15 protein-coding genes, 1 tRNA gene and 1 pseudogene are annotated in these 12103 nt (G+C 69.9%); 11 read left to right on the forward strand and 6 right to left on the reverse strand.

Going from position 1 to position 12103, the window contains the following annotated elements:
• Positions 1-4: 4 nt before the first annotated feature.
• Positions 5-493 carry a sigma-70 family RNA polymerase sigma factor gene (locus tag Actob_RS35385; protein ID WP_284916283.1) on the reverse strand — a complete coding sequence of 163 codons (489 nt, stop codon included), beginning with the start codon at positions 491-493 and terminating at the stop codon, positions 5-7.
• Positions 494-701: 208 nt separating this feature from the next.
• Entirely contained in the window at positions 702-2036 is a 1335-nt protein-coding gene (locus Actob_RS35390; RefSeq protein ID WP_284916284.1) for a chymotrypsin family serine protease, read from the reverse strand.
• Here Actob_RS35390 and Actob_RS35395 point away from each other — a divergent pair.
• Positions 2035-2385: a hypothetical protein gene (locus Actob_RS35395; RefSeq protein WP_284916286.1), complete on the forward strand. Its 351-nt coding sequence runs from the start codon at positions 2035-2037 to the stop codon at positions 2383-2385. The genes Actob_RS35390 and Actob_RS35395 overlap by 2 nt on opposite strands.
• 131 nt (positions 2386-2516) lie before the next feature.
• Here Actob_RS35395 and Actob_RS35400 read toward each other — a convergent pair whose 3' ends face one another.
• The gene (locus Actob_RS35400) at positions 2517-2645 is read right to left on the reverse strand and encodes a hypothetical protein (protein ID WP_284916288.1); all 129 of its coding nucleotides are present in this window, start codon (positions 2643-2645) and stop codon (positions 2517-2519) included.
• 29 nt (positions 2646-2674) lie between these two features.
• Here Actob_RS35400 and Actob_RS35405 point away from each other — a divergent pair, with 29 nt between their 5' ends.
• The 4 genes and pseudogenes from Actob_RS35405 (at position 2675) to Actob_RS44160 (ending at position 4621) form a co-directional block, all read left to right on the forward strand.
• Entirely contained in the window at positions 2675-2809 is a 135-nt protein-coding gene (locus Actob_RS35405; protein ID WP_284916289.1) for a transposase, read from the forward strand.
• Between the two features lie 54 nt (positions 2810-2863).
• Positions 2864-3214: pseudogene (locus Actob_RS35410) on the forward strand (IS3 family transposase); the annotation flags it as partial.
• Positions 3215-3327: 113 nt separating this feature from the next.
• Positions 3328-3897, forward strand: a complete 570-nt coding sequence (locus tag Actob_RS35415; RefSeq protein ID WP_284922444.1) for a DDE-type integrase/transposase/recombinase — start codon at positions 3328-3330, stop codon at positions 3895-3897.
• Positions 3872-4621 carry a tyrosine-type recombinase/integrase gene (locus Actob_RS44160; RefSeq protein ID WP_407653732.1) on the forward strand — a complete coding sequence of 250 codons (750 nt, stop codon included), beginning with the start codon at positions 3872-3874 and terminating at the stop codon, positions 4619-4621. Before Actob_RS35415 ends, Actob_RS44160 begins: the two co-directional genes overlap by 26 nt.
• A gap of 140 nt (positions 4622-4761) precedes the next feature.
• Here the strand turns inward: Actob_RS44160 and Actob_RS35425 are convergent.
• Together Actob_RS35425 and Actob_RS35430 are read right to left on the reverse strand one after the other, a co-directional pair.
• Positions 4762-4833 (reverse strand) — tRNA-Val (locus tag Actob_RS35425).
• 54 nt (positions 4834-4887) lie between these two features.
• A complete protein-coding gene (locus Actob_RS35430) occupies positions 4888-5295 on the reverse strand; it encodes a TIGR02611 family protein (protein WP_284916292.1) in 408 nt (135 codons plus the stop codon).
• 276 nt (positions 5296-5571) lie between these two features.
• On the opposite strand from Actob_RS35430, the gene Actob_RS35435 reads away from it, so the two are divergent.
• The 4 genes from Actob_RS35435 to Actob_RS35450 all read left to right on the forward strand — a co-directional run bounded on the left by Actob_RS35435 (position 5572) and on the right by Actob_RS35450 (position 8036).
• Entirely contained in the window at positions 5572-6003 is a 432-nt protein-coding gene (locus tag Actob_RS35435) for an SsgA family sporulation/cell division regulator (RefSeq protein WP_014693725.1), read from the forward strand.
• 324 nt (positions 6004-6327) lie between these two features.
• Positions 6328-7104, forward strand: a complete 777-nt coding sequence (locus Actob_RS35440; RefSeq protein ID WP_284916294.1) for a helix-turn-helix domain-containing protein — start codon at positions 6328-6330, stop codon at positions 7102-7104.
• Positions 7105-7330: 226 nt separating this feature from the next.
• Entirely contained in the window at positions 7331-7786 is a 456-nt protein-coding gene (locus tag Actob_RS35445) for an RrF2 family transcriptional regulator (RefSeq protein WP_089296352.1), read from the forward strand.
• 70 nt (positions 7787-7856) lie between these two features.
• Positions 7857-8036 (forward strand): DUF4236 domain-containing protein, encoded by a 180-nt coding sequence (locus Actob_RS35450; RefSeq protein WP_284916296.1) that lies wholly within the window; start codon positions 7857-7859, stop codon positions 8034-8036.
• On the opposite strand, the gene Actob_RS35455 is transcribed toward Actob_RS35450, so the two are convergent.
• Positions 8031-8918, reverse strand: a complete 888-nt coding sequence (locus tag Actob_RS35455) for a hypothetical protein (RefSeq protein WP_284916297.1) — start codon at positions 8916-8918, stop codon at positions 8031-8033. The two genes, Actob_RS35450 and Actob_RS35455, sit on opposite strands and share 6 nt — an antisense overlap.
• Before the next feature lie 86 nt (positions 8919-9004).
• Here Actob_RS35455 and Actob_RS35460 point away from each other — a divergent pair, with 86 nt between their 5' ends.
• Both Actob_RS35460 and Actob_RS35465 read left to right on the forward strand, forming a co-directional pair.
• Entirely contained in the window at positions 9005-10420 is a 1416-nt protein-coding gene (locus Actob_RS35460; RefSeq protein WP_284916298.1) for a fibronectin type III domain-containing protein, read from the forward strand.
• Positions 10421-10512: 92 nt separating this feature from the next.
• Positions 10513-12081, forward strand: coding sequence for a GGDEF domain-containing protein (locus Actob_RS35465; protein ID WP_284916299.1), 1569 nt, complete (start codon positions 10513-10515; stop codon positions 12079-12081).
• Positions 12082-12103 lie beyond the last annotated feature (22 nt).

A 12103-nucleotide genomic window follows, 5' to 3' on the forward strand; every position in this document is an offset into this window, starting at 1 on the left:
GGTATCAGCCTCGTTCCGCAGTTGTCGCGGCCAGCCGCAGGGCCGCACGGGCATGGGACAGGTGTGACCGCACCGTGCTGGGCGCACAGGCGAGAATCTCGGCGATCTCGTCGTCGGTGCGGTCGAACAGGTAGCGCAGGCTGACCGCGACCCGCTGGTACGGGCTCAGCCGGGCGAGCAGGCGCGCGACGGCGTCACGGTCGTCCGCCGCCGCGTGCGGATCGTCGCAGGCGCGGTCGAGCACGGCGAGGTCGGCGGTCGACTCGGTCCGGCGCCGCCGGGTCTTGCGCCGCTCGGACAGGAAGGTGGTGACCACGGTACGGCGGACGTACCCCAGTGGGTTCTCCATCTGCCGGATCCGGCCCCACCGCGCTGAGACGACCAGCAGAGCGTCCGACAGGATGTCCTCGGCCAGATGGTGGTCGCCCGTCAGCGCGCCGGCGAACCGGGCGAGCCCGGCCATCTCAGCGCGGAGGAACTCCTCGAACGTCACAGCGACCTCATTCGGTGGTACTGCCGGCCAGGCGGAGCGGCACGGTTCAGCTTGATAACGCCACGGGACACCCTCGTTGTGGAGGGCGTCGCGAGAAAAATCGTGGGATTGGCGACCGCATGGGTCGGCCTCCGGCCGCGACGGTGCTGTCCCCGGAGGGAACGGTCCGTTGCTGCCGGAGGCCGGGTCAGGCACCGACGGCTGTGGCTCAGCCGGTCACCAGGGAGGCGTTCGGCAGAGTGTTGACGATCGTGCGCATCGCCGTGAAGTAGAAGCGCCAGGTGCAGATCGCGCCGCCGGACCAGGTGGCGGAGGAGGTGTGATACCGCGAGTCGTCGGCCGGCCCGCCCTGGATCATGCCGACCGCCTTGACCTTCATGTCGCCCGCGGTCACCAGTACCGGGCCGCCGCTGTCGCCCTGGCATGCCGCGGTCTTCTGGGTCTCCTGGTCACCCACGATCGTCGCGAACGTGGAGTTGCTGACGTGCGAATAACCGTCGTCGAACCAGTGCACCATCTGCGTGATGCGGATACCGCAGTGGACACCGGAGTTGCCTCCGCTGGTGCAGACCCTGTCGCGCAGGCTCACGTCGCCGTACCCGACGACCGTCTTCTTGTAGCCGTTGGCGTCGTTGCGGGAGCCGTCGAACATCAGCGGCGATCCCTTGGCGCTCATCTGGCGTGCCGCGCCGTCCGTGGAGTTGCGCACGCCGTCGCCGTAATTGTTACTGCTGTTGTTGAGCGGGCGATAGTCGTGCGCTGTGCAGTGCCGAGCCGTCGTCGTGTACCGGGTGCCCCCGACGTTGACCGAGAAGCCCGTCGAGCAGATTTCCCGGGTCGCCGGGCTGTACATGACACCGCCGGCGTTGTAAGCGGGCGTGTCCTTGTCCCGGGTGGCCGCGAAGGTCGTGTCACCGCCGCCAAGATCCACGCTGACCGCGACGCCCAGATCGTCGCTCGCCTCTCGCGCTACCTCGCTGATGGTCGCCTGCGGCGTCTGCTCCCCGGACCCAGCGGCGAGCGTGCGTGCCGAGCCGCCGGCCGGGACCCCCTGTACCTTGATGCCGTCGAATTCCGCGGTGATCCCGCTGATCGAGTTCAGATCGAAGTTCTTGTACGCGTTCTTGCCCCGCTTGGCGAGCGTCTGGACCGCGTTGACCAGCTGATCGCGGCTGTACCGGCGCTGCTCCACTTTGACCGAGATGCCCCGGCGCCGGGCCTCGGCCACGATGTCGCGCTGCGTGTCGTCGGCCGGGCCGTGCCAGAGCAGAGTGGTTGACAGGGTCTCGGCATCGTTCACCGACTCGATGTAGCCGCTGTGGACCAGGCCCGGCTGCTGGATGATCCAGGTCTTGAGGTCGGTGAGCCGGTTCTGCTGCCCGTTCGGGTCCTGCGAGTCGATGAGGTCGGGCTGGCTGGCGGGCGGAGCCTTCGGCTTGCCGTTGTCGGCAAGCGCCGGAGAGCCGGTAAACGCCAGCAGCGTGGCACCCGTGGTCACGACAACGCCCAGGGCGAGAGATTTACGCCGGAGAGTGTGGAACATGAAGAACCTGTTTCGTCGTACGCAGCCCCCGTGGCTACGTTTTTCGCTCACATTCATACGAGCCGATGAACGATACGACGAAACGGGGGGATGGTGGGATCGATGGAATGGCGGCCACGACCACCCGAAAGTCGGCGCGTATCGCCGGTCGATCGGCAGAAAATGGCTGGTGGTGGAAAATTCTACCGGAATGCGCCATTGCGGATCGCTGCCCGATGTGAGCCCGGCCCGATACAGTGGGCGGACTTCACGCCGATTTTACAACGACGTCGCGGCGAGCGACAGGAAGGATGCGGATGGCGATGGTGATTCCGTCGACAGGATGAATGAGTCGAAATCGCATCCGTAGAGATGAATATCACGATTGACTTCTAACCTTAGTACTGCAACGGCACTTCATCTGAGTGGATAGCCGCGGCGTTTGTAGTGGCCGAGGCGGGCTTGGTGTTGGCGTCGCCAGCGTGACCACCACCAAATATGTTAGGGCTGGTGGCGGCGGATGAACAGGGCGGCGAACAGGCGCCGAATCTCGGGTACCGTGTAGCCGATCATCATGTCGTTACCGCTGCTGTTTGAGCCGCCCTCGTATTCATGGAGCTTCTTGATCATGGTCTGATGGCCGTGGGGAAGAAGTATCTGTGGCAGCACCGAAGAAGTACCCCGATGAGCTGCGGCAACGCGCCGTTCGACTGTATCGGGATTCGGATCCGAAGCCGGTGATCAAGCGGCTGGCGGAGCAGTTGAACGTGCACCCGGAAGCGTTGCGGAACTGAATCCGGCAGGCCGAGGCCGACGCTGGCGAGCGTGCCGATCGGCCGACCACGGACATGCTGCAGGAGAACCGGCGCCTGCTGAAGGAGAACGCCGAGCTGCGGCGGGCCAACGAGATTTTGAAGGCCGCGTCGGCGTATTTCGCGGCGGAGCCCGACCTGGCGACGGTCCTGACGTTCATCGACGAACAGTCGGACCGCTTCGCGGTCGCGCTCCTTCTTCGGGTCTTGGAGATCGGCGAGTCGACCTACTACACGTGGCGCAAGCAGGTCGAGCCGCCCTGCGACCGCGACGTGGTCGACCGGGGCCTGCTGTCGAACATCTACGAGATCTGGCAGAACTCGGGCTTCACCTACGGCTCCGACCGCATCCACCAGCAGCTACGCCGCGACGGCATCCATGTCGGCCGCAAGCGTGTCGAGCGGTTGAGGCGGGCTCAGGACTGGCAGGGCGCGTTCCTGCGGCGTGGCTGGCGCGGCGGCTCCACGAAGCAGGATCGACCCGCGAGCCGGCCCCGGACCTGGTCAACCGGCAGTTCACCGCGGCCGGCCCGGACCGGCTGTGGGTCGCCGACGCTACCCGGATCCCGTGCGCCGAGGGCATGTTCTGGCTCGCCGCGGTCCGCGACGCGTTCTCCCGCCGGATCGTCGGGCGGCAGACCTCGACCCGCTGCGACACCGACCTGATCCTGGCCGCCCTCGAGTACGGCATCTATTCGCGTGACGTCCGCGACGGTGACCTGATCCATCACAGCGACAAGGGCTCGAACTACACGTCGTTCCGGTTCGCGGAACGCTTGTACGACAACGGAATCCTGCCTTCGATGGGCTCGGTCGGCGACAGCTACGACACCGCGCTGATCGAAAACTTCTGGTCCACGGTGAAGATCGAGCTGGTCTATCGAAGCCAGTGGCGCACCCGCGACGAGGCCGAGAACGCACTGTTCGCCTACGTCGATGGCTGGCACAAACATCCGGCGCATCCAGAAAGAGCTCGGCTACCTCAGCCCGGACGAATACGAGACGGCCTGGCATCACGCTCAGGTAAGCCAGACCGAGCCCGTATTGCTCACCCCGCCACCGGCCGGTAGCAGGAAAAACGCTCCATCGAACCGGGGGAAACCCAGCCGTCGAGGAACGCCGCATCGCACTCAACCCCTGCCGTCGCCTACGTCCGGCAGCCGTCCCGACAGCCGAACGCCCCTGGGCGACACCCGCCCAGGTCCTCGCCATCGCCAGCCACCTCAACCAGCCCGAGGCCACTCTCGTCATCACCGCCGCCTACACCGGCATGCGCTGGGGCGAACTCGTCGGACTGCAACGGCACAACTGCGTCCTCGGCGACGCCCGTATCCACATCAACCGGAAACCGGAGCCCTGCACGAGATCGCCGGCACCCTCGAGCTCGGACCGCCCAAGACCCCCGCCGCTGTCCGCAGCATCGCGCTTCCGCCGTTCCTGGTCACCCGGCTGCGTGAGCACCTGGATAGCCACGACCACGCCCACGTCTTCGCCGGCGCCGACGGCGGTCTCCACCGCCGCTCGAACTTCGCCCGCCGCTTCTGGCGACCCGCCACCGACGGCGACCCGAAGAAACTGATCGCCCCCGTCATCCCCGGCATGCACTTCCACGACCTGCGACACACCCACAAGACCTGGATGATCGAAGACGGCGTCCCCGAGGTCGCCCAAGCCAAACGACTCGGCCACCGCCTACCCGGAGTCCGCGGCATCTACAGCCGCGTCAGCCCCGCCGTCGAACAACGACTCGTCGACGGCCCGCGGAAACGCTGGCAGGCCACCGGCGAACGGTGACCACCTTGGCGACAGGGAGCGAACGATCCCCGTTCTGGGGAGGTCACCAGCTGGCCAACGGTCGGCGCTCCCGAAATCATGACGAAAACACCCGCCACAGATGATCTCTGTGGCGGGTGTTTTTGCAGCTAAAGGCTATGTGGGCGATACTGGGATCGAACCAGTGACCTCTCCGGTGTGAACGGAGCGCTCTCCCGCTGAGCTAATCGCCCTCAACGAGATGGAACTCTACCGGACCGCGGCACCGCCGCAAAAACCGGGGTGGTTCAGTGCGTGGCGAACCAGTCCCGGGTCCACTGGATCAGGTCGACGCCGAGGCTGAGCCGGACGGCGGCCCACACCACGGCGGCCACGAAGATCATCCCGACCACGCCGATCACCGCGCGGACCGGCAGGCTCTGCCGGGCGATCCAGTGCGTCCAGTTCTTCACGTGCCGCTTGGTGAACTCCAGGAGGTTTTTCGCCCAAGCGAACTCCAGGGCCAGGATGGCAAGACCGAGAATGACGATGGCCCAGCCCGGGCCGGGGAACGGGATGAGCACGATGCCCAGGGCCACGACCAGGGTGCCGAGCACTCCGATGCCGATCTTCAGAGCCAGACGCCCGGATGGGGTGGACCGGATACGGTCGAGCAGACGCACGTCAGAAGCCTTGTCGTCCGGTTTTACACCCATTTCATCCCCCAGTGTCCCGGAGCCCCGTCACTACCCGGGAGGAATGGACGTTACCGGAGTAAGTCAACTGCTGGACCACCCGACGCCGGGCGGAACCGAGTACATGGGCAGAACAGGACAAGATATCTTTTTGCGTCCTGGGCGGAGGGGTTTTCGGAACCGTCTTCCCACTACTGGGTGAGATCAGCGTATGGCGGAGCGTAACGACAGGGATCACCTGAGTATGGGAAACGCGGGGTTCACCAGCCTCGCAGCGGTGCCGGGGGGAGTTCGTCCATGAGTACCATTCGTCCAACGACCGTCGAGGTCGAGACCTCGCTGCGGCTCGTAGCGCCAGACGCGACGGCACTGCCGGTGCGCGCCAGTCTGCGCTACGACCCGTCGGACCCGTATGCGGTCCATGTGTTGTTCCACGCGGAATCAGCCGGTGGGGAAGCCGTGAGCTGGTCCTTCGCGCGGGAACTGCTGGTCACCGGCCTTGATGAGCCGGCGGGTATCGGCGACGTCCGGGTGTGGCCGTGGGCCACGCCGCGGGGCGATTTCGTCGCACTGGCGTTGTCGTCGCCTGACGGCAACGCACTGTTCGAGGTGCCGCGCAGCGTCCTCGTCCGATTCCTGCGGCGCACCTACGTGGTGGTGCCGCGTGGCCGGGAGTCGGAGCACCTGGATGTCGACGCGGCGGTGAACCGGTTGCTTGCCGGCCGGTAAAACCTCAGCGAAAGGGCCGACCCGCACAGACACTGCCGATCTGTGCGGGTCGCCCTTTATCTGTGAAAAGTCTGGATCTCCGAAAAGGAATCGGAATCGGACGTATAGCGAATACCGAGGCGCAAAACGGACAAATAGCCCGGTCGGTGCAGTAAGGGATGCGTTGCCGGTCATCGACGATTACCGTCAGCGGCGATGCCAGTAATCACTCACCGCGCCGAGCGCGCTCCAGCCTGTATACCGCCCGAATGGGCGGGGGTCGGTGCCTGCGCCCTTCCGGTGGCGGCCGGCGCCGCCACCGGGCTGCTCGAGTGCCACGCACTCGTGCTGATCACCACGGGGCCGCTGCTAGCCGACGTCGATTTCACCTCACACCTGGCCGGGCCGGGGACCATCCTCTGGGTGCGCCCGGGCCAGGCACTCCACTTCGACCTTCCGGGCGCCGGTCGCCCGGGCGACGGCGAGCCGCCTGACGAAGCGATGACGGTCGTCTTCCGGCCCGGCCTGTTCGCTTCCGACGAGTTGCCCGGCCTGGCCCCGGACGACCCGGCCGGCCCCGCCCGTACCCCGCTGGTCCTGCCCGACCCGGCGGTCTTCCGCGCCGCGATGGAGCACCTCGCGGCCGATGCCGCCGGTCCACCGGGCCGGGTCGCCGCCGCCCTGCTGCGCCACCAGCTGGCCGCCCTGCTGCTGCGGATCCGCCTGCTGGACCGCACCGGCAGCGACGTCGCCAACGTGGAGGCACGCACCTTCGAGCGGTTCCGCCGCCGGCTGGAGGACGGTTACCCGCACAGCCGCCGGGTCGAGGACTACGCCGCCGAGCTCTCCTGCTCGGTGCGCACCCTCACCCGGGCGAGCCTGGCGGTGACCGGACGGACCGCCAAGCAGGTGGTGGACGACCGGGTGGCGCTGCAGGCGCGACGGCTGCTCGCGGCGACCGACCTGTCGGTGGCCGAGGTGGGCCGTGGCCTGGGGTTCGGCGAGCCGACCAACTTCGGGCGGTTCTTCCACCGGGAGACCGGGCTGAGCCCGGGCCAGTTCCGGGCCCGCTTCGCCGACCGCCCCGGCGGCATTCCGGGACCCCGCCAGCCCGCGGACTGAACGGACCGCACCAGCCCGCGGACCGAACCGGACCGCACCAGCCCGCGGACCGAACCCGACCGCCCGGCGGCGTTCCGGGACCCCGCCGACCCGCGGACCGAACCGGACCGCACCAGCCGCCGGCTGAGCCGGACCGCCGCGCCACCCCGGGGGCGGAAAAGGGGTAATTCCCATATCGCCCTGGGGTATGTGCACCGGGACGCCGGCGGCGAGGCAGAATAGTCGCGTGCAGATCTCCGCGCGCGGCGACTACGCGGTCCGGGCAGCGCTCAGCTTGGCGCAGGCCTACCCGTCCCTGATGTCCGCTCAGGCCATTGCCCAAGACCAGGAAATGCCTCGGAAGTTTCTCGAGGCGGTCCTGGCCGACCTGCGCCGTGCCGGGGTGGTGCGGGCGCAGCGCGGCGCGGAGGGTGGTTACACGCTGTCCCACCCACCACGTGACGTGACGATCGGCCAGATCCTGCGGGCCGTCGACGGCCCGCTCGCCGGCGTGCGCGGCCTGCGTCCGGAGGAGACACAGTATTCCGGCGCCGCCGAGAACCTGCCGAACCTCTGGGTCGCGGTGCGGGCCGCGGTCCGCGAGGTGGTCGACGAGGTGAGCCTGGCCGAGCTGATCAGCGGGCGGATGCCGGCGCACGTGCGCAAGCTGACCACCCGCCCGGACGCCTGGCAGCCGCGCTGACGTTTGTGGATTGACGCGATCGGGAACCGTCCGCCCATCACCGACTGAAGCACGATGGGAGACGTTTCCGATGGGCCTCATGTTCCGCAGCCGCAAGAAGTTCGGCCCGCTGGTCCTGAACTTCACCGAGAACGGTTTCTCGTCCTGGAGCATCAAGATCGGCCGCTGGTCCTGGAACTCGCGGACCCGCGCGCACCGCGTCGACCTGCCCGGCCCGCTGTCCTGGAAGCAGGACAAGTCCCGGTCATAGTGGGCTGATCAGCACGTCACCACCGAGCCGTCCGGCCGCCGGGTCGCGGCTCACCTGCCGCGCGTCGAGCATCAGGTGCAGCACCCGGTTCGCGTCAGCGGCCCGGTACACGGTCTCGGTCAGTGTGAAGGTGCGCAGGTCGCTCACCGTCGCCGGGCCCACCTCGGCCAGGTACGCCAGGATCTCCCGGCGCAGCGGGCCGGGGTGCGGCTGCAGCGAGATGTCGATCAGGTGCCGGTCCGGATCGCCGGGGTCACGCAGGCGCACCCCGGCGAACTCGTCGACCGCCCAGAGCGCCTCCTTGAAGTGCTCCAGGCTCTTGCCCGAGCCGGTCAGGAAGACCACCACCTGCCCGGGCTCGTCATCGGTGGCCAGTTCGGCCGCGGTGCGCAGCGGGAACCCCGCGTCCCGGTAGGCCGCCGCGGAGCTTCCCGGCGGCAGCACCAGCAGCGCCTCCGCCGGACGCCCGGCGGCCAGCGCCGCCACGGTGGCCACGGCGGGCGGTTCGCTCGCCGCACCGGCATCGAGAAAACCCAGCGACGGTACGCCTTTCGCCCCGGCCGCCTGGAGAGCCACCGCCACCGGCGCGGCGATGCCGAGCACGGTCAGGCCCGCTCCGGCGCCGGCCTGGTGCTGCACCTCGCCCAGCCGATCAGTGATTGTCGTCATGTCGTCACCGACGGCCACCATGGACAATTCCCGCCCGCGGGCCAGATCGGGCAGGTCGGCCAGCGCCCGGACCGCCGCCTCGGCCGTGGCGCCGCCGTCCGCGTCGGCGTATCCGTGCAGATAGATGGCCCGGCGACCACGGTGCAGGGCACCCGCGGCCCAGGCCTCCAGGTGGCGGATCAACAGTTCCCGTTTGACCGTCGTGACTGACATGGCGCTTGTTCTACCCCGTCCACTCAGCACTGGGCGTTACACCCCAAGACTTGTACCTAAGGTAGTCGTACGAGCACTATGGGTGCGTGGCTCCCGCTCTCGCCGAACTCACCGCCCGGGCACAGACCTTGACGTCGGCCGGCGATCTCACGGGCGCCCGGGCCGTGCTGACCGAGGTGCTGCGTTCCGCGGACGCCGACCCGCGCCGGGCCACCGCCGAGCTCGCGGTGGCCGCCGCCCTGTTCGCCCGGGTCCTGATCGCCCTCGGTGACCCGCAGTCCGCCCGGCTCTGGGCCGCTTTCGCGCACGCCGCCGAGGAGCAGCTGCACGGCCCCCGCGACGAGCGCACCATCGCCGCCGCCGCCACCCACGCCGCCGTCCTGTACCGCGTCGGGCAGTACGGCCGGGCCGCCCTGGTCTATCACGACCTGGTCGGCGAGCTGGCCCGGATCGACGACCCGGAGGCGCCGCGGGTGCTGGCCGCCGAGGCCGACCTGGCCACCGCCGAGCACGCCGCCGGGCACTGCGCCGCCGCCCGGGCCCGCCTCACCGGCGCCTGGCGGCGCTACCGCGACCGTTACGGCGAGGACGCCCCGCCGGCGATCAAGATGCTGGCCCGGCTCGGCGCGATGGAGCGCGAGTGCGGCCGGGAGGCGGCCGCCCGCGACCACCTGGCCACCGCCCGGCGGCTGAGCGAGCGGCATCTGCCGGCCGGCCACCCGCTGATCCGGCAGGCCGCCGAGCTCGCCGAGGCCGAGCGCTCCGGGCGGCACACCTGCGGCCGGATGAGCCGGCCCGGCCGCGACGACGACACCGAACTGCGGCCGGGCGGCTTCCGGCCCTTTCCGCGCCGCCCCACGGTCCCCGCCCCGCCCGCGCCGGACGACACCCTCGACGACGTCCTCCAGCCGCCGCCGGACAACCGCGCCACCGACCCCAACGGCACGGTCTACCAGCAGCCGTTCTACCTGAGCGACCTGGGCCTGGCCGGCGACCCGGCCGGCCGGCACGCCCGCGCCGACACCCCGCCGCCACTGCCCGGCCACCGCGCTCCGGACTACGAACGGGCCGGCAGAAGCGGTCGCGGACATCCGGCGCTGCTCGCGATCGCGCTGGCCGGCGGCGTCGCCACCGCGGCCGCCGTCGTGATCACGACGCTGCCGGACGCGGACGGGGTGACCACGCCGCAGGCCGCGGCACCGTCGGCGGCGGCCTCCGGGGAAACCGCCGGCCCACCCGGCTCGCCGCGGAACGTGACACTTCGCGACAACCGCACCGGAGTGTCGCTGAGCTGGACCGTCCCGTCCGGGGCGACCGGCCCGGTGGTGATCTCCGGGGGCCGTGCCGGGCAGCCACCCGCCGAGGTCGAGCGGCTCTCCCCCGGCGCCACCGACTACCAGGTTTACCGCCTCGACGAGCAGGCGAACTACTGCTTCACCGTCGCGCTGCGCGCCGCCGACGGCAGGCTTCGCCCCGCCGCCCCGGTCTGCACCGCCCGGTGAGTACGCAACCGCTTTGCACCCGGCCGGGACCCACTCTGCCACCGCGGCACCGGAGTGTTGGTCGTCACGGCGACTACAGGAAGTAGGGACTAGTGACGACGGAGACGGCGAACTGTGTCCCCGCCGGGCTGGACGAGCTCGGTGCCCTGGCGGCCGCGGTGGCGGAACTCGAGTCCCGGCCGAGTTCGCAGTTCCGCACGCTGCGCGAGCCGGCCGGCGAGATCCGGCGGCGGGCCGAGGAACTCGGTGCCGAGGAGCTCCACCACCGGGCCGACCTGCTGCTCGCCTCGGTCGACCTGCGCGAGGGCCGGATCGGTGAGGGCGGCCAGACCGCGCACCGGGTGCAGGCCTGGGCGGAGCGGCACAACTCGCCGTACCTGCTGGCCCGCGCGCACCGTCAGCTGTCGGTCTTCTACCGGTACGTCGGTGACTTCTCCGACGGCCTGAAACACGCCGTGCAGGCCGTCGCGCACCTGACCGAGGACATTCCGGTCACCATCCGGGCCCAGCACCTGATGTCGCTGTCGGTGGCGCTGGAGGAGACCGGTTCCCGGGTCGAGGGCGACCGGCGTGCCCAGGAGGCGCTGGCGCTCACCATGGCCGACGGCGACCACGAGATGACCAGCCTCGCGCTCAACAACATGGTCTACAGCGCGTACGAGAACGGCGACGAGGCCGGCGCCCGCGCGCTGGTCGCCCAGATGCACGAGATCCAGGCCCGGACCGGCCACCGGTTCGGCGCCAACGAGCTGGACACGATGGCCCGGGTCGAGCTGATGGGCGGCCACTACGACGCGGTCGAGGCACTGCTCACCCCGGTGCTGGCCGACCTGGTGGCGGCGAACGAGGGCGACGCGGTCGCCGAGTGCCAGCTCACCCTGGCCCTGGCTCGGCGGCTGGCCGGGCGCTATCCGGAGGCGCAGGCCGCGATCGACGCCAACCTGCGGCTCTGCGAAGAGCGCGGGCTGGCCGCGGTCCGGGCCCGGGTCCGCGAGGAGCAGGCCGCGCTGTACGCGGCGACCGGCCGGTTCGCCGAGGCGTACGAGGAGCACCGGGCCTTCCACGCGGAGACCGCCGCGCTCCAGTCGGTGCAGCGCGAGGCACGCGCCCGCGCGCTGCAGGCGGTCTTCGAGGCCAACGAGGCCCGCCGGGCCAGCGAGCACTTCCGCGAGATGGCCCACCGGGACGCGCTGACCGGGCTCTACAACCGCCGGTACCTCAACGAGCGGGTGCCCGCGCTGCTGCTCGAGGCGGCGGCCGCGCAGCAGCCGATCACGCTCGCCATCGTCGACCTGGACCACTTCAAGCGGGTCAACGACACGCTCTCGCACGCCACCGGCGACACCGTGCTGCAGCACGTAGCCGAGCTGCTGGAGGAGGCCATGCCCGGCTCGGGCCTCGCCGCCCGGATGGGCGGCGAGGAGTTCCTGCTGGTCTTCCCGGGAATCGGGCTGGAGGAGGCGGCGGACCGCTGCGAGCGGCTGCGGCTGCGGATCCGGGCGCATCCGTGGGGGCCGATCACCGGCACGCTGCCGGTCACCACCAGCATCGGCGTGACCACCTCGACGGACGGCACCGGCACCCTGCCGTCGCTGCTCGCCGAGGCGGACCGCAACCTCTACACGGCCAAGCACGCCGGCCGGGACCGGGTGGTGTTCTAGGCCGCGCTCCGGGGTCCGGAAC

Source organism: Actinoplanes oblitus, from assembly GCF_030252345.1.
Lineage (GTDB): Bacteria > Actinomycetota > Actinomycetes > Mycobacteriales > Micromonosporaceae > Actinoplanes > Actinoplanes oblitus.

Excerpts from the sequence above, each read along its gene's own strand:
- Actob_RS35395 (WP_284916286.1), top strand. The coding sequence starts at position 2,035 with ATGAAGAACCTGTTTCGTCGTACGCAGCCCCCGTGGCTACGTTTTTCG.
- Actob_RS35390 (WP_284916284.1), bottom strand. The coding sequence starts at position 2,036 with ATGTTCCACACTCTCCGGCGTAAATCTCTCGCCCTGGGCGTTGTCGTG.
- Actob_RS35400 (WP_284916288.1), bottom strand. The coding sequence starts at position 2,645 with ATGATCAAGAAGCTCCATGAATACGAGGGCGGCTCAAACAGCAGCGGT.
- Actob_RS35430 (WP_284916292.1), bottom strand. The coding sequence starts at position 5,295 with ATGGGTGTAAAACCGGACGACAAGGCTTCTGACGTGCGTCTGCTCGAC.
- Actob_RS35435 (WP_014693725.1), top strand. The coding sequence starts at position 5,572 with ATGAGTACCATTCGTCCAACGACCGTCGAGGTCGAGACCTCGCTGCGG.
- Actob_RS35450 (WP_284916296.1), top strand. The coding sequence starts at position 7,857 with ATGGGCCTCATGTTCCGCAGCCGCAAGAAGTTCGGCCCGCTGGTCCTG.
- Actob_RS35455 (WP_284916297.1), bottom strand. The coding sequence starts at position 8,918 with ATGTCAGTCACGACGGTCAAACGGGAACTGTTGATCCGCCACCTGGAG.